Raw genomic sequence first — 16107 nt, 5'->3', positions numbered from 1 at the left:
TCTCCTCAGATCCGCTTCGACAGCGCGATGGCAGCCCGGCACCCCAGGCGAATGACGCCCGAAAGCAGCGGATAGGCGGGTGCCTGCTCCGCTCCACGGGCGATCGCGGTTTCGCGATGTTCGACTTCTTCCGCCTGAAAATCCGTGATGGTGGCGGCAAGTTCCGGATCATCGCCCGCCAATTCCGCCAACTGCTCGCCATAATGGCGGTCGATCTCCGTCTCGATCGCGGCAGTGCAGGCCATGGCGGCGCGTGGGCCGATCGTGGCGGTCACCGCGCCCAGCGCGAAGCCCGCGACGTTCCAGATCGGTTGCAATACTGTCGGCCGCACGCCGCGCCGCGCGATCATCGCGTCGAATATCTTGCGATGCCGTTCTTCCTGCGCCGCCATGCCCGCGATGACGCGCGCGTCTGGGTGGCGATCGCCAAGGACGGCAAGCTGCCCGGCATAAATGCGCGTCGCGCCGAACTCACCCGCCTGATCGACGCGCAGCATTGCCGCGCGATCATCGGCCGTCACTTTCCGGCCGGGGCGGGGGAACTCCCTGGGCGCGTTCATGCCTGTTTCCTCGACTTGATCAGCGAGGCCAAGATGGCGAGCGCGCTGGCTCCGGACAAGAGCCCGTTGAAGCCCGCGAGCGAAATGCCGAAGAGTGTCCAGGGGGCGACATCGCAACGGGTGATCGGGGTGGCCATGATCTGGTTCAATATGTCGGCCGGGTTGCCCGCCGCCGGAGAGGTGGAGCAGGCGGTCAGCCCCTGCCACCAGCCATATTCTACCCCCGCATGGAACAGGCCGATCCCGCCGCTGATCCCGATCGCCAGCCCGGCTAGCCCCGCGAACAGTGCACTGATGCAGGGGCGCCCTTTCGCCGCATAGGCGATCAGCGCGAGCGGGATCGCCGCCATATGCGGATAGCGTTGCCACCAGCACATCTCGCACGGATGCAGACCGCCTACATATTGCGAAGCGTAGGCGCCGCCCAGCAGCAGCAGCGGCACGGCAAGGGCGATAGCGCGGGCGAGAGGCAAGTTCTTCATGATGCCCGCTTAAACGGCCCTGAACCTTTCGTCATGCTGAACTTGCGTCAGCGCCCGAACTTCCGCTGGGTCTTGCCGTACCGCAGCTTGCGGGTCCCCGGCTTGCCTTCGGTCGCCCGCCCACGCGGCGCTGCGACCTGCTCGTCGGCGGGCAGACCTAGTTCCTCCGCCTCCAGCTTGCGGATTTCGTCGCGGATGCGGCCTGCTTCCTCGAACTCCAGGTCCGCCGCGGCGGCTCGCATCTTCTTTTCCAGATCCTCGATATAGGCGCGCAAATTATGGCCGACGAGGTGCGGACGGTCGTCCAGCCCGGTATCGATCGTGACCTGATCCTTGCTCGCGACGTGGGCGATGATGTCGCCGATGTTGCGCTTGATCGTGGTCGGCGTAATGCCATGTTCCAGATTATAGGCCTGCTGCTTCTCGCGACGGCGGCTGGTTTCGTTGAGCGCGCGCTCCATGCTGCCGGTGATGCGATCGGCATAGAGGATGACACGCCCATCCACATTGCGCGCCGCACGACCGATGGTCTGGATCAGCGATGTCTCCGATCGTAGGAAGCCTTCCTTGTCCGCATCGAGGATCGCGACCAGGCCACATTCCGGAATGTCGAGACCTTCGCGTAGCAGGTTGATGCCGATCAGCACGTCGTAGACGCCCAGCCGCAGGTCGCGGATCAGCTCGATACGCTCCAGCGTCTCTACGTCGCTGTGCATGTAACGGACCTTGATCCCCGCCTCGTGCATGAATTCGGTCAAATCCTCCGCCATGCGTTTGGTGAGCGTGGTGACGAGGGTGCGATAGCCCTGCGCGGCGACCTTGCGGCATTCGTTGATCAGGTCGTCCACCTGATCCTCCACGGGCTTGATCTCGACCGGCGGGTCGATGAGGCCGGTGGGGCGGATGACCTGTTCGGAGAAGGCGCCGCCGGTCTGTTCCATCTCCCATGGTCCCGGCGTCGCGGACACGCTGACCGTCTGCGGCCGCATCGCGTCCCATTCATTGAAGCGCAGCGGGCGATTGTCGATGCAGCTTGGCAGGCGGAAGCCATATTCGGCGAGCGTGATCTTGCGCCGATGATCGCCGCGCGCCATCGCACCGATTTGCGGAACGGTCTGGTGGCTTTCGTCTACGAACAGCAGGGCGTTTTCTGGCAGATATTCGAACAAGGTCGGCGGCGGCTCGCCGGGCAGGCGGCCGGTGAGGAAGCGGCTGTAATTTTCGATCCCGGCGCAGCTTCCGGTCGCGGCGATCATCTCCAGATCGAAGTTCGTCCGCTGTTCCAGCCGCTGTGCCTCCAGCAGCTTGCCCTCGGCCTGCAACTCCTTCAGCCGTTCGGTCAGCTCGAAACGGATCGCCTCCATCGCCTGCTTCAGCGTCGGCCCCGGCGTCACATGGTGGCTGTTAGGGAAGACCTTCACATAATCGAGGGTCGCGATCTTCTTACCCGTCAGAGGATCGAACTCGACAATTTCCTCAATCGCATTGCCGAAGAAGCTGATGCGCCAGGCCGTGTCCTCATAGTGGGACGGGAAAATCTCCAGATTGTCCCCCTTCACCCGGAAGTTCCCGCGCGCGAAGGCCGCGTCATTGCGCTTATATTGCAATGCGACCAGCTTGCGGATGATCTCCCGCTGATCCTCGATCCCGCCCTTCTTCATCGAAAAGGTCATGGCCGAATAAGTTTCGACCGAGCCGATGCCATAGAGGCAGGAAACCGAAGCGACGATGATCACATCGTCCCGCTCCAGCAGCGCACGGGTGGCGGAGTGGCGCATTCGGTCGATTGCCTCGTTAACGCTCGACTCCTTCTCGATATAGGTGTCGGATCGCGCCACATAGGCTTCGGGCTGATAATAGTCGTAATAGCTGACGAAATATTCGACGGCGTTCTCCGGGAAGAAGCTCTTGAACTCCCCATAAAGCTGCGCGGCGAGAATCTTGTTGGGGGCCAGGATCAGCGCGGGGCGCTGCATCGCCTCGATCACCTTGGCCATGGTGAATGTCTTGCCCGAACCGGTGACGCCCAGCAGCACCTGGTCCTTTTCCCCCGCCCTTGCCTGCTCCACCAGTTCGGCGATCGCGGTGGGCTGGTCGCCGGAGGGCTCATAGTCGGATATCAGCTTGAACGGCCGCCCGCCTTCGCTCTTTTCCGGGCGCGCGGGGCGGTGGGGGACGAAGCCTTCGCCGGTCTGAGGCTCGTCCAGCGTGGTGCGAATCTGAATGGACATGCGGGCCAATATGGGCATGGTCCCGCACCACAGCAATGTGGGGCAGGCATCCCGAATGACGATAGCGGAGGACCCGATGCGCAAGGCCATTTTCCTGTTCACCACGCTGGCCATGTTGCAGGCATGCGCGACGACGACCGGCGGGGCTGGATCGGCGCAGACGCCGCCATCGGTCATGCAGGGAAAGAACCCGCTGGGCAGCGGCTATCTTGGCGGCGGTGCGCTTCCTGACAGCCCGTTGCTCTCCCCGCCACCGCCAGCCGCAGGATCAGTGGCCGAGGCGCGCGACAGGGAGGGGGCGGCCGCAGCGGTTGCGATGCAGGGTAGCGCACGTTGGAATCTCGCCAAGGCCGATGCCGACTTGCGCCCCGCCCGCGCTGCAGGCGCCTTTTCCTGCACGGCAGGCTTCCTGATCGATCAGGCTCATGCCCCCGCGCTGACGCGCCTCCTGACCCGCGCAATGGGGGACCTCGGCATGTCGACCGCCGACGTCAAGAAGCAGTACATGCGCCCGCGCCCCTTCATGGACAATGGCAAGCCCAGCTGCACGCCGGATTGGGACAAGTTTCTGCGCCGTGATGGCTCCTATCCCTCGGGTCACAGTGCCATCGGCTACGGCTATGGCCTTATCCTGGCAGAACTGATGCCCGATCGCGCGGCAAGGCTGGTGGCGCGGGGTCGCGCCTTTGGCGACAGCCGCCGCATCTGCAATGTGCACTGGCTGAGCGATATCGAAGAAGGGCGCGTCATCGCCTCCGCCACCGTGATGCGCCTCAATGCCGAACCCGCCTTCGCCGCCGATCTTGCCGCCGCGCGCAAGGAAGTCGCCGCGTTGAGCGGCAAATCCTCGGAAACCGCGCCCGATTGCGCGCAGGAAGCTGCGGCGCTGGCTCAATAGCCCGCAGGATCATTTTTCATTCTATTCCCGTCCTGATATGCTGATGGTTAGACAGGCCGGGTCATTCCGGCATCAACGGGGGAAGATCATGCTTAAAGCCTTGGCCGTCATTATTCCTGCCACGCTGTTGCTCGCCAGCTGCGGCGACAAGCCTTCCGGCGAACCGCAGACACGCGAGGAGGTGAAAGCCCAGGTTCAGAAGGTGCAGCTGAAACCCGGCCAGTGGGAAGGCGCCTACACGCTCGAGGATATCGATATGCCGAACATGCCCGGCGGTGGCGATCAGATGAAAGAGCAGATGAAGAAGATGATGAGCCGCACTTCGATCAAATATTGCGTCTCACCTGAAGAAGCGGCGAACCCCAGCGGCAAGATGTTCTCGGGCCAGGAAAACAAGGATTGTACGTACAAGGGCTTCGATGTCAGCGGCGGATCGGTGAAGGGTGAGATCGCCTGCAAATCGGAACATGGCACGATGAATGCCGTCATGTCCGGCGACTACGCGCCGGAAAGCTATGAAATGCACATGGACATGAAGATGAGCGGCGCGCCCAATGGCATGAACATGAGCATGAAGGCGAAGACCACGGGTAAATGGGTCGGCGCGGACTGCGCTGCCTCCTGATATGATGGAGCGCGCGGAGGGCTTTTGCTGGCTCTGCGCGCGTCCTTTAAGCAAACGGGTTGAATGGCATCATCCGGTGCCGAAAAGCCGGGGCGGGCGCAGCACGGTGCCCGTCCATCCAATCTGCCATCGCGCCATCCATGCGCAGCTCAGTAATGTGGAGCTTGCCCGAACGCAGGGGGATCCCGCCGCCCTTCGCGCGCATCCCGGCATCGCCCGCTTTCTCGGCTGGGTCGCGGCCAAGCCGCCCGACTTCCACGCGCCGACCTACAGGAAACGCTAGCGTCGTTTTTTTCTCTTGCGCTTCGCCGCGCGCCAAGCGAGCCTCTGCCTGTTCCGTAAGAGAACAGGGGAAGAGGATATGCGAAAGACGATAATAGCGGCTTTGCCGCTGGCGATGACGCTTGGCTTGGCCGGATGCGGCAATGAGGCGCCTGCACCCGAAGCGGTCGAAGCGCCGATCGTGATGAAGGGGGGCGAATGGACGATCACCCGCAAGACTACGGGCTACAACACGCCGACCGTCACGCCCGAACAATATCAGGTCGCGCTGAAACAGGTTGACGAGGAAAAACTGTGCATCGCCGTCGATGCCAAGGGGACACCCGATGCCGATGCTCTGGCAGGGGATGAGGGCAAGGATTGCACCTATAAGGACAAGCTGCTGCGCAAGGGGCGGTTGATCGCGACTTTGGCCTGCAAGTCCGGCGGGGCGACATCGGAAATCGTGCTGGAGGGCAATTACACCGCCGACACGCTGACGCTGGGCAGCACCATGACAAAGACGGACGGGGGCAGCCCAGTATTGCGCACCACCCATGATGTAACGGGCAAACGCACAGGGGAGTGCAGCAAGGCCTGAACGGCCTGTCTTAAGAAACCCTCCGCTGCCTGCCAGCGGAGGGGCTCCTGTCCGGAATCTCTAGTGCTGGTGGCGGGATTCTGTGCCATTGTCGCGCCCGGCATCCATCAGAATGTCGGAGAGTCGAGACATGCTCTTTCATCTTTCGATTGCCGCGCATGATCCAAAGCATGTTGCGGAGGTCATCGCCGAAATGTGGCGGGGTGAGGCGCTCTATTTTCCGCCCGTGACGCCGGGCAGCTGGATCGCAATGGCTGGCGATGACCGGGGCACCGCCATAGAGGTCTATCCGATCGACACCGTCTTGCGCGAGGAGGAAGGCGACGCCGATGGCTTCGGGGAGCGGACTGGCGAAACGCGTTACACCGCGACACATGCCGCGCTGGCCACGCCCTTGTCCCGCGAAGAGATCATGGCGATCGCGGAGCGGGAAGGCTGGCCCGCCAAATATCGCAAGCGTGGCGGCGTGTTCGGCGTGATCGAATTGTGGATCGAAGGGCGGCAGATGGTGGAGATGCTGACCGCCGAGATGCAGGCCGAATATCTGACGGCGATGACGACCGACAATTGGCGCGCGATGCTGGAAGCAGGCCCTCCCGCCTGACCTATTGCAATGCCCGGATGGCGCGTTGGTCGCATCGTTTTGGACTGTGCGGCACGGCGGAATAGGCGGGCACCTGGATGGACTGGCCGATCCGCAACGGCGCAAAGCGCTGCCGCTCTATGCCTTCGCATTTCAGGAAAAGCTCCAGCATGCGGGGCGGTGTGTCCCATTTTTCATAAGACAGCCTGAATGTGCCCCAATGGATGGGGATGGCGGTCGATGCCTTGAGCTTTTCGAACACCTCGACCGCGCGCTGTGGCCCGATGTGGGAGTCCGCCTCCATCTGCCCCGGCCAGAAGCGGAAGGCGCCGATCGGGATCATCGCGAGGCGGATCGGGCCGAACCGCGCCGCTTCGGTGGGCCATGCCATATCGCCAGCCCCCGTGTCCCCCGCGAAGAAGATATTGCCCGCGCGGGTTTCGATGAGAAAGCTCGACCATAATGCGCGATTGCGGTCAGTGCCCCACCGGCTGCTCCAATGATGATTGCGCAGCACATGGACGCGATAGTCTGGGCAATGTTCGTAATTTTCACACTGGATGACGGTTTGCGTCCCCAGATTGTTGAGGGCAGCACCCGTCACTGACTGGCCCCAATCCAGCGCGATCGCCGGAATGCCATTGTCCTTCAGGATGCGCTCATTGCCGAGGCTGACGATGATCTTGGGTCGATCCCGTTCCCACAGCTTCTTAAGCGTGGGGATGTCCATATGGTCATAATGATTGTGGCTGACGATGATGAGGTCGATCTTCGGCAGATCATCCATCCGGATGCCCGGCTTTGCTACCCGCTTCGGTCCTAAAGGTGGCAAGGGGCTCGCATAGTCGGACCAGGTGGGGTCGGTAAGGATGTTGATCCCCGCCGCCTGCACCAGCACCGTGGCATGGCCGACCCATGTCGCCACCATGCCGCGGGGCGCGGCGAAGGCTGGCGGGCGCGTGGGCTTTATTGCAATCGTCAGCGGCCATTCGGGGCGCTCGTCCTGCCCCGTCAGCCAGCGAAGGAGAAAGCCCCGGCGGTTCGTCCCCGGAGGACCGGAAAACTCGATCTCGCCATCGGGATTGAAAAAGTGCTCGCCATCATAATGGCGGCTGACCGGCCCGTCATAATAGATACGATCGAGAAAGGGCGGGATGATCGTGATCGCAAGACACAATGCGATTACCAGAAACAGCAGCCCGATGCCCGCTCCGCGAAAGACTTTTCCGATGATGCGGCCCATGCCGTCTCCTGCTTCGATGACGATGCAGGGTCATAGCCGCGATATAGCGCGGGACAAGAGTTGCTTATCCCGCGCGTCTTCAATGCCGCATATGTCGAAGCCAAGGGAGCAAGCGCCTTTGAAGATCCTGCACCTCGCTATCCTCTCCCTCCAGCAACGGAATGGCGTAGGTCTCAAGATCGTCCTTCAATAGGCTTACGCTCCGGCTGGGATGATGCAGATCAACCACCGCGCCATCGGGCATATGGGTGGCTAGAGCGGCCATGCCTTCGCTGACACTTGCATGGGGACCGTCGACTTCGTAATCCTCCGCCAGCAGCAGATCGACCATCATGCCAGCCAGCAGCGGGTCGTCCTCAACAATCAGGATGCGGCCGTTGGATCGCGCCATCATTCTTGCTCCAGACCGAAATGGCTACGGTAGCGGTTGAAGCAGCGCTCGCCGCAACTGAGGCGCATCAACGCGCCTTCCGCGATTGCAACGGCGCGGCGAGGGTCTTCCGCCACCAGCGGCTTGATGGCCAGCTCATTCCAGTCGCGACTATGCTTGACGTCCAGCACGGCATGCAGGTCAAAATATCGTCGCTCCGACTGGCTGAGCCCAATTCGTCGCAAGGCGCGAGCCGTGTGTGCCGATCGGCCCGGCGCGGTGAGTTCGATCGCCCCCAACGCGCCGACGCTGTGCCAGGCATAGCAGCGCTGCGTCGCCATCGCGGTCATCGCGTTAGCCAGCGCCAGGCTTTCCCAGACGGTGTTCTCGATCGTCGGAGTCAGTTCCAACGTTGTTACCAACTGCGCCAGCATCGGCCCATGCATGCCCTTTTCCTGGCCGCGCCCCATCTCATCCCAATAGTTGCGTGCAAGTTCCAGCTTGGCGGAATCGGGGAGCTTCACCTGCGTCAGGGCGACGAGATCGTCGAAGCCAGCCTCGCCTGCCGCTTCCTGCGTCAGGAACCAGCGGATTTCGTCCCTCGACGCATGGTCGGCGAGCCAGGGAAACAGCGCGTCATGCTGGCCGGGGCCAGTCTGCTCCAGCGCCTCGAACCATTGAATGAAGCCTTCGGGATCGGTTGGTGCCTCCGCCGCGCGGTCGCGGACCATGGCGCGCAGTTCTTCCATAAAGCCATGCTCCAGCCGCAGCATGGCTTCATCCTGGCGGAACCGGCTTTCCCAATCCTCGGGATAGGATGGAGCCAGACGTTGCCGGTTCCAATGACTGAGGCGTTCCTGAAAACTCTGTTGAAGAAATTGCGATGCGCACTCGGGTCTGACGAAACGGGTAGCCACGGAAAATACTCTCCTGATTGTACCCCTGTTCAATTCGGGGGAGAGCGCGGCGTTCCCTCAAAAATGCCTAACAGGGATCAGTATGAGGGTGTTTACTTCGACAAAAGCGGGTCGGCCCGCTTGTTTGCGGGTTCTGGCAGTTCACTCAACCGTTCAGCAATTGATCGATCTCGGCCGGGCGCAGTTCCATCTGCAACTGATCACATGTGCATTGACGCGGCGCCTTGTCGGGCCGCCACCGTAGAAAGCGCGTGCCATGGCGAAAGCGCCCGCCGGTCACCTGATCATAGATCACTTCCACAACCAGTTCCGGAGCTAGAGGCTCCCAGAGCCTTTCCGCGCCCTTGTTCCAGCGGCTTGGCCCACCCGGTGCCTTGCCGGTGAAGCCGGAGCCTCCCGCAATCGGCTCAAGGCGTTGCAACAGAAGAGGTCGCTCATCCGCCTTGAACCCGGAGGTGAAGCCCACATGGTTGAGCTTGCCCGCCTCATCATAGAGGCCCAGCAGCAAGGATGCAGCGCCGCGCCCATCAGCCGTGCGGCGGAAACCCCCAACCACACAGTCGGCGCCGCGATAATTTTTCAACTTCATCATTGCGCGTTCGCCAGATCGATAGGGCAGGTCCAGTTGCTTGGCGATGATCCCGTCGAGTGCGCCGCCGCTGCCTTCCAGCCAGCGGTCGGCATCCGCGATCCGCTCACTGGCAGGGGACAGGAGCAGCATCCCGGTCCCATTCTTTGCGTGAAAGCGTTCCAGCGTCTTTCGCCGTTCCCGCAACGGCGCGTCCATGATGTCGCTCTTGCCCAGCGCGAGACAGTCGAACAGCATAAGCTGCGCCGGGGTTTCGCGGGACAGGCGCGCTATCCTGCTCTCCGCCGGATGCAGCCGCTGCTGCAACGCATCGAAGGACAGCACGCCGTTCAGCGGCAGGATCAACTCGCCGTCCAGAACATAGCGGCGCTCGGTCGTTGTGAGCAGTGCATCGATGATCTCCGGAAAGAAACGCGCCAGCGACTTGCCGGATTTGGATCGGATGTCGGCCTGCGGGCCGTCACGGCCCACGACTGCGCGGAAGCCGTCCCATTTGGGCTCATATTGCCATCCCGGCGGCGTGGGCAGCTCGGACACGAGCCGAGCCTCCATCGGCAGCGGCAAGGCCAGTCCTTTGGGGTCGGTCGGCGTCATGGCTCCGCTCTGCCCAGGTCGAGCGTGATCACGACCGGCGCATGATCGCTCGTCTTTTCCCAGGCGCGAGGCCGGGTATCGGCCTCCGCGCTGACCAGCTTGGCGGCGGCAACCGGGTTCAGCAGCGCATGATCGATCCGCAGACCGGCATTGCGCTCAAAGGCGCCACGCCAATATTTCCAGAAGCTATAGATCACCTCATCGGGGTGTAGCTGCCGGATTGCGTCGCTCCATCCCTGATCGAGGAGGCGCTGGTAGGCGGCGCGAACCTCCGGCGCGAACAGGGCATCGTCGCGCCACCGGTCGGGCGCATACACATCAAGGTCGGTCGGCATCACATTATAGTCGCCCGCGACGATCACCGGCGCGTCCACGTCGATGAGCGAGGCCATATGCGCGTGCAGCCGATCGAACCAGCGGAGCTTGAAGTCGAACTTGGGGCCGGGACGGGGGTTGCCGTTTGGAAGGTAGAGGCAGGCTATGAGGACCCCGTTCACCGCCGCTTCGATATAGCGGCTCTGCACATCATCCAAATCCCCGGGCAGTCCGCGCCGGGTTTCATGGATGGCGCCAACCCGGCTCAGGATCGCGACGCCATTCCATCGGCTCTGCCCGTGCCAGACTGCATCATATCCCGCTTCCCGGATGGCACGCTCAGGAAAATTCTCCTGCGGTGCTTTCAACTCCTGCAAGCATATAATGTCGGGCTCAGCCTGCTCCAGCCACCGCAGCAGCACCGGAAGGCGCCCGTTCACGCCATTCACATTATAGGTCGCGATCCTCATGTCTTTTCACAAGACGTTTCGTGGCCCGATTGGTTCGAGGGCTTGCAGAAACCCGCCCAAATCAAAAGGCCGCCCGGCTGGTTCCGGACGGCCTTTCCATTGTCAGCCGATTGGACGCGCTCAGAAGAGGCGGACCCCCGCGGCGGAGGTCAGGCTCTTCGTATTTGCCGTGATCGGCATATGACAATGAGACATCAGACCACCTCCTTTCCGTTGTTGACGATGATCGGGATATGGGTGTGTGTTTGGGGAGAACAAGGGTTAGGCGCGCGCCATTTCAGCGCCCTTGGCGGACAGCGAGCGGAAAGTGATCGACCAGCGGGGTGCGTCCACGCCCGCGATGCTATGCTCCCATTCATGCCGCGCTTCGCCGGATAGATGATAGATGGATCGAGCGGTAACCGGAACGGACAGGCGGTCGAACCCCTTCGCCGTGCGTCTGCGAAAGCGCAATGTCGTGGGACTGCCCAATGAAATCCCGACAACATGTTCAAAGAGCGGACGGTCCCTGTGCCAGCCTATGCCCGCGCCGGGATCGTATCGGATCAACAACGCCTGCACCAAGTCGGCATCCGCCACGTCGGCGAACCCGGCGGCGCGCGCCTTGATCGGTTCAAGCCATGGCGGAATAGGGTCACTTGGGCCAAAGCGGCCATTGTCAAAATCATAAGTCCACCCGAGCGATAGCGTCAGCCGCTTTCCGGTCCATCCTTGAAAACGAAACGGCGACAGGGGCAGCGCGTCCATCTTCATGATGAGCATCGTTTCCTCATCGCTGGCCAGCATATCCTCGCGATAATCCAGTCCGGGGATCAGGGGCGCGTCGAACAGGCTCGGCTGGGTCATTTTCTCCGCCGGGCGAGACGTCGCCGATTGCGGCCAACGGCTTTGCGATAATGGGCGATTGAACCGCGCATAGCGGCATCTGGGCTGGTCCCCAGATCGCCGGTCATCGCCCTCCATTGCAATACGCCCATCGCTTCGATCTTCTCGGCGATCATGAGATGCGCTTCCCGCGGTGCTGCCGGGTTGCCTGTCAGCAGCCTGGGTATCCTGAGGCCGATCACCGTCCAGGCTTCCAGCCCCAGCTGCCAGCTGTCCATGAAAAGGCTGAACGGGTTCGTCTTCTGCATGACGACGCGCCGCAGCTATTGCACGAGGAAGCTCAGCAGATCGGTGTTCAACCGATCCGGCGCCGTTGCGAACAGGCCATGCGGTTCGCCATCATATTCGATCAATTGCGCGCCTGGGATCGCAGCGGCCGCTGCTCGCCCGGTCGAATCGATCGGCACCGTCTTGTCGCTCGTGCCATGGATGATCAGCGTCGGTATGGTGAACGCGCTCAGGTCGGGCCGGAAATCGGTTCGGCCAAAGGCGTGGATGCAATCGATCGTCGCCTTGGGGCTTGCCATGATCGCCAGCATGAAGGTCCAATCGAGCAGCGCGCTGCTGACGGGCTTGGAGACGAGGCCAATGCCATAGAAGGTCTTGGCGAAGGTTTGCAGGAAAGCGAAACGGTCCTCGCGTACCTGCGCCTGCATCTGGTCCAGTGCAGATTCATCGACACCGTCGGGATTGCTGTCATCCTTCAGAAGATACGGCACGACAGAGCTGATCAGCGCTACCCTGTCCACCTTTGCCGAACCATGGCGCGACAGATATCGGGCGATTTCGCCGCCTCCCATGGAAAATCCGACGAGCGAGACCTTGGGCGCCCCCACCTTATCAATGACGGCCGCGAGATCGTCGGCGAACACGTCATAATTATAGCCATCGGCGGGATGACCCGATTGCCCGAAACCGCGACGATCATAGGTGACTACGCGATATCCCGACTCCAGCAGCGCAAGCGTCTGATATTCCCACATGTCGCCGGTCAGGGGCCAGCCGTGGATCAAGATCACCGGGTGGCCCGACCCCATGTCTTTTACATGGATGACATGACCTTCGCGGGTTTCGATATGCATGGGAGCCACTCCTGATAGGGGAGTGAGGGCAACCGGTGGCGCGGCGCATCGTTCCCTTCGCTTCGATTTCCTCGTCTTCGTCTTGCGGGAACAAAGCCCATTCACCCCGGTTAACAACATCTGGCGGCGGGCGTCATAAGCGGCCTTAAAAACAGGCCAAGGAGATGTCATGGTGACGCTCACTCCGCTGGAAATGGGCCTTGGGCTGGTGGTCCTTGTCCTGCTGGCCGGATTAGCCGTGCTGATCATGCGCAACCGGCAGCATGCCAATCTGCGATCGAAATTCGGGTCTGAATATGATCGCACCGTCGAGGAGGCGGGTAGCTCCCGCAAGGCTGAAGCAGAATTGCAGGAACGGGAAAAGCGCGTGGCCAGCTTTTCGCTGCGCCGCCTTTCCCCGCAGCAGACCGACATGTTCACCGATGGCTGGATGAAGGTCCAGAACCAGTTCGTTGATGATCCTCAAGGTGCGGTGTCACGCGCCGACGTGCTGTTGACCGAAGTAATGGAGGCGCGTGGCTATCCCATCGTCGATTTCGACAGGCGTTCAGCCGACTTGTCCGTTTATCACCCGGAAGTTGTACAAAATTATCGTTCTGCCCATGACATCGCCATACGCCATGCACGCGGGGAGGCCGATACCGAGGATCTGCGTCAGGCGATGATCCATTATCGCGCGCTCTTTGAAGAACTGGTGCACGAACCCGGCGAACCTGACGGCATGTCCCCCATGACGCGGTCCAGCCGCTTTGGCGACACGGATTATGGCCGTCGGGATCTTCATTGAGCTTAGATGAAATTTGGCCGCCGCAGCTTCCTCATGAAAGTTGCGGCGGCCTTTGTGTTCAGGCGGTGGCGGTTAGTGCCGATCGTTGAAGATCGAACCGGTCGGCGTCCATCACCTTGACCCAGGCAGCGACAAAGTCGTCAACGAACTTGCGCCCTGCATCGGCCGACGCATAGACCTCCGACAGCGCGCGAAGCTGTGAGTTCGATCCAAAGACCAGATCGACGCGCGTGCCCGTCCACTTCGGTTCGCCAGAGTTGCGGCAGCTGCCGACGAACATGTCGCCCTTGTCGCTTTCCGCCTTCCACGCCGTACCCATGTCGAGCAGGTTAACGAAGAAGTCGTTGGTAAGCTGACCCGGCCGATCGGTGAATACGCCATGCTTCGATCCGCCATGATTGACGCCCAGCACCCGCAGTCCGCCGATCAGCACCGTCATCTGAGGCGCGCTGAGCCTCAGCAGGTTGGAGCGGTCGATCAGCAATTCCTCCACCGGTACGCGATAGCTGACTGGCAGATAGTTGCGGAAACCGTCCACCTTAGGCTCCAGCACGGCAAAGCCATCGACATCGGTCTGCTCCTGCGATGCGTCGGTGCGGCCCGGCGTGAAGGGCACGGTCACATCATGCCCCGCATCCTTCGCTGCCTTTTCGATGCCGACAGAGCCGCCCAGAACGATGAGGTCGGCGATGCTGATCTTCTTGCCGCCGGAAGCTGCGCCGTCGAACTTGGCTTTGATGCCTTCCATCACACCCAGCACGCGGGCCATCTGATCGGGCTGGTTCACCTCCCAATCCTTCTGCGGCGCGAGCCGGATGCGTCCGCCATTGGCGCCGCCGCGCTTGTCCGATCCCCGGAAAGTGGAGGCCGAAGCCCATGCCGTCTGCACCAGTTCCGATACGCTCAGCCCGGACGACGCGATCTCCTGCTTCAACGCGGCGATGTCTGCCTGCTCGATCTGGGCATAGTCCGCAGCCGGGATCGGGTCCTGCCAGATCAGATCCTCGGCAGGAACATCGCTCCCGAGGTAGCGGCTTTTGGGACCCATGTCGCGATGGCACAGCTTGAACCAGGCGCGGGCGAACGCGTCGGCGAAGGCGTCCGGATCATTGCGGAAGCGCTCGGCAATCTTGCGATATTCCGGGTCTTCCTTGAAAGCCATGTCGGCCGTGGTCATCATCGTTGGCAGCCGCCTGTCGGGGCTGTGCGCGCCCGGCGCCATGTCTTCCGGCCTCTGGTTGATGGGCTGCCATTGATGCGCGCCCGCCGGGCTCTTCACCAGCTCATAGTCATAATCGAGCAGCATGTGGAAGAAGCTCATGTCCCACTGGATGGGGGTGGGCGTCCATGCGCCCTCGATGCCACTGGTGATCGTGTGATCGCCAACGCCGCTTTCATGTCCGCTCTGCCAGCCAAGGCCCTGCTGCGCGATGTCCGCGCCTTCGGGCTCCGCCCCGATCTTTGAAGCGTCGCCCGCACCATGCGCCTTGCCGAAGGTGTGGCCGCCAGCGGTCAGCGCCAGCGTCTCTTCATCATTCATGCCCATGCGAGCGAATGTCTCGCGAATGTCGCGCGCCGACTGTAAGGGATCGGGATTGCCGCCCGGCCCTTCCGGATTGACGTAGATGAGGCCCATCTGGATCGCCGCGAGGGGATTTTCCAGCACCATTTCCTTGTCGGGCTGGATGCGGGTCTGGTTGTCGGGATTGCCGACCCACTGTTCTTCCGTGCCCCAATAAATGTCCTTCTCCGGTTCCCACACATCTTCGCGCCCGCCGCCGAAGCCGAAGACGGGACCGCCCATCGACTCAATGGCGACGTTGCCGGTCAGGATCATCAGGTCCGCCCAAGACAGCTTGCGGCCATATTTCTGCTTGATCGGCCACAGCAAACGGCGCGCCTTGTCCAGATTGGCGTTGTCCGGCCAGCTGTTGAGGGGCGCGAAACGCTGCCCGCCCGAAGACGCGCCGCCGCGTCCGTCGCCGGTGCGATAGGTGCCTGCGCTGTGCCACGCCATGCGGATGAAGAAGGGGCCGTAATGCCCGTAGTCCGCTGGCCACCATGGCTGGCTGTCGGTCATCAGCGCGTGGAGGTCTTTCTTGACCGCTTCCAGGTCGAGCGACGCGAATTCCTTCGCATAGTCGAAGGACTTGCCCATCGGATTGGCGTGAGCGCCATCTTGATGAAGGATTTCGAGGGACAATTGATTGGGCCACCAGTCGCGATTGGTGCGTCCGAGCAGTGACCGCAGCGCGGCTGGCTCCTTCATCGGGCAGCTCAATGGGCTTCCGCCAGTTTTCGCGTCCATGATTTTGGCTCCTTTTGAATACAGAGGGGAAGGCTAAACCCGGCCTGCTAGCTAAGGAAGCGATTAAGATTGGTCATGATGATCGATAAAAGCGATCACTGAAGGCTCGTCAGGACGGCTCCTGGGGCAAGGATAGGCTGCTTTTTGGTTCCGCTCCATTACGCTTTGGTGTAATCTGCCGCTGTTGGCCATGAGGCGTCCCTCATGCCGAGACGATGCGCTGCGCAGGTCAAAAGGCCGCCCCCGTTACCGGTCCCGACTGAGGATTGAAGGTTGAGCGTCCGTCATGGTGACTTCGCGAAGGGA

General features: G+C 61.9%; 18 protein-coding genes. 6 read left to right on the top strand and 12 right to left on the bottom strand.

Going from position 1 to position 16107, the window contains the following annotated elements:
* Positions 1-5 precede the first annotated feature (5 nt).
* Genes AC6JBC_RS12395 through uvrB form a run of 3 tightly spaced genes read right to left on the bottom strand, consistent with a single transcriptional unit; the run spans position 6 to position 3273 of the window.
* Entirely contained in the window at positions 6-560 is a 555-nt protein-coding gene (locus tag AC6JBC_RS12395; RefSeq protein ID WP_464787966.1) for a demethoxyubiquinone hydroxylase family protein, read from the bottom strand.
* Positions 557-1042 carry a disulfide bond formation protein B gene (locus tag AC6JBC_RS12390; RefSeq protein ID WP_498024555.1) on the bottom strand — a complete coding sequence of 162 codons (486 nt, stop codon included), beginning with the start codon at positions 1040-1042 and terminating at the stop codon, positions 557-559. Before AC6JBC_RS12390 ends, AC6JBC_RS12395 begins: the two co-directional genes overlap by 4 nt.
* 47 nt (positions 1043-1089) lie before the next feature.
* Positions 1090-3273: an excinuclease ABC subunit UvrB gene (gene uvrB / locus AC6JBC_RS12385; RefSeq protein WP_498024553.1), complete on the bottom strand. Its 2184-nt coding sequence runs from the start codon at positions 3271-3273 to the stop codon at positions 1090-1092.
* Here uvrB and AC6JBC_RS12380 point away from each other — a divergent pair.
* The 5 genes from AC6JBC_RS12380 (at position 3266) to AC6JBC_RS12360 (ending at position 6262) form a co-directional block, all read left to right on the top strand.
* Positions 3266-4171, top strand: a complete 906-nt coding sequence (locus AC6JBC_RS12380) for an acid phosphatase (protein WP_498024552.1) — start codon at positions 3266-3268, stop codon at positions 4169-4171. The two genes, uvrB and AC6JBC_RS12380, sit on opposite strands and share 8 nt — an antisense overlap.
* An 88-nt stretch (positions 4172-4259) precedes the next feature.
* Positions 4260-4796, top strand: coding sequence for a DUF3617 domain-containing protein (locus tag AC6JBC_RS12375; RefSeq protein ID WP_498024551.1), 537 nt, complete (start codon positions 4260-4262; stop codon positions 4794-4796).
* 4 nt (positions 4797-4800) lie between these two features.
* Positions 4801-5079, top strand: coding sequence for an HNH endonuclease (locus AC6JBC_RS12370; protein ID WP_498026076.1), 279 nt, complete (start codon positions 4801-4803; stop codon positions 5077-5079).
* A gap of 78 nt (positions 5080-5157) precedes the next feature.
* The gene (locus AC6JBC_RS12365) at positions 5158-5658 is read left to right on the top strand and encodes a DUF3617 domain-containing protein (protein WP_464787971.1); all 501 of its coding nucleotides are present in this window, start codon (positions 5158-5160) and stop codon (positions 5656-5658) included.
* 130 nt (positions 5659-5788) lie between these two features.
* A complete protein-coding gene (locus AC6JBC_RS12360) occupies positions 5789-6262 on the top strand; it encodes a hypothetical protein (RefSeq protein WP_464787972.1) in 474 nt (157 codons plus the stop codon).
* A gap of 1 nt (position 6263) precedes the next feature.
* Here AC6JBC_RS12360 and AC6JBC_RS12355 read toward each other — a convergent pair whose 3' ends face one another.
* The 8 genes from AC6JBC_RS12355 to AC6JBC_RS12320 form a co-directional block, all read right to left on the bottom strand.
* Positions 6264-7484: an MBL fold metallo-hydrolase gene (locus tag AC6JBC_RS12355; RefSeq protein ID WP_498024550.1), complete on the bottom strand. Its 1221-nt coding sequence runs from the start codon at positions 7482-7484 to the stop codon at positions 6264-6266.
* Positions 7485-7563: 79 nt separating this feature from the next.
* A complete protein-coding gene (locus tag AC6JBC_RS12350) occupies positions 7564-7878 on the bottom strand; it encodes a response regulator (protein WP_464787973.1) in 315 nt (104 codons plus the stop codon).
* On the bottom strand, positions 7875-8771 hold the full coding sequence (locus AC6JBC_RS12345; protein WP_498024549.1) for an iron-containing redox enzyme family protein: 897 nt from the start codon (positions 8769-8771) through the stop codon (positions 7875-7877). Before AC6JBC_RS12345 ends, AC6JBC_RS12350 begins: the two co-directional genes overlap by 4 nt.
* A 145-nt stretch (positions 8772-8916) precedes the next feature.
* Positions 8917-9954 carry an ATP-dependent DNA ligase gene (locus AC6JBC_RS12340; RefSeq protein WP_498024548.1) on the bottom strand — a complete coding sequence of 346 codons (1038 nt, stop codon included), beginning with the start codon at positions 9952-9954 and terminating at the stop codon, positions 8917-8919.
* Positions 9951-10739 (bottom strand): exodeoxyribonuclease III, encoded by a 789-nt coding sequence (gene xth, locus AC6JBC_RS12335; RefSeq protein ID WP_498024547.1) that lies wholly within the window; start codon positions 10737-10739, stop codon positions 9951-9953. Before xth ends, AC6JBC_RS12340 begins: the two co-directional genes overlap by 4 nt.
* 261 nt (positions 10740-11000) lie before the next feature.
* Positions 11001-11585: an alpha-ketoglutarate-dependent dioxygenase AlkB gene (locus tag AC6JBC_RS12330; protein ID WP_498024546.1), complete on the bottom strand. Its 585-nt coding sequence runs from the start codon at positions 11583-11585 to the stop codon at positions 11001-11003.
* Positions 11582-11872, bottom strand: a complete 291-nt coding sequence (locus AC6JBC_RS12325) for a hypothetical protein (RefSeq protein ID WP_498024544.1) — start codon at positions 11870-11872, stop codon at positions 11582-11584. The genes AC6JBC_RS12330 and AC6JBC_RS12325 overlap by 4 nt, the downstream gene beginning before the upstream one ends.
* A gap of 15 nt (positions 11873-11887) precedes the next feature.
* Positions 11888-12706: an alpha/beta fold hydrolase gene (locus AC6JBC_RS12320; RefSeq protein WP_498024543.1), complete on the bottom strand. Its 819-nt coding sequence runs from the start codon at positions 12704-12706 to the stop codon at positions 11888-11890.
* A 169-nt stretch (positions 12707-12875) separates the two neighbouring features.
* On the opposite strand from AC6JBC_RS12320, the gene AC6JBC_RS12315 reads away from it, so the two are divergent.
* Positions 12876-13493, top strand: coding sequence for a hypothetical protein (locus AC6JBC_RS12315; RefSeq protein ID WP_498024541.1), 618 nt, complete (start codon positions 12876-12878; stop codon positions 13491-13493).
* A gap of 58 nt (positions 13494-13551) precedes the next feature.
* On the opposite strand, the gene katG is transcribed toward AC6JBC_RS12315, so the two are convergent.
* Positions 13552-15801, bottom strand: coding sequence for a catalase/peroxidase HPI (gene katG, locus AC6JBC_RS12310; protein WP_498024540.1), 2250 nt, complete (start codon positions 15799-15801; stop codon positions 13552-13554).
* Positions 15802-16107 lie beyond the last annotated feature (306 nt).

The organism is Sphingobium sp. RC1, assembly GCF_059738765.1.
The sequence above is the reverse complement of the archived record's forward strand: the minus strand, read 5'-3'. Positions and strand labels throughout refer to the sequence as shown.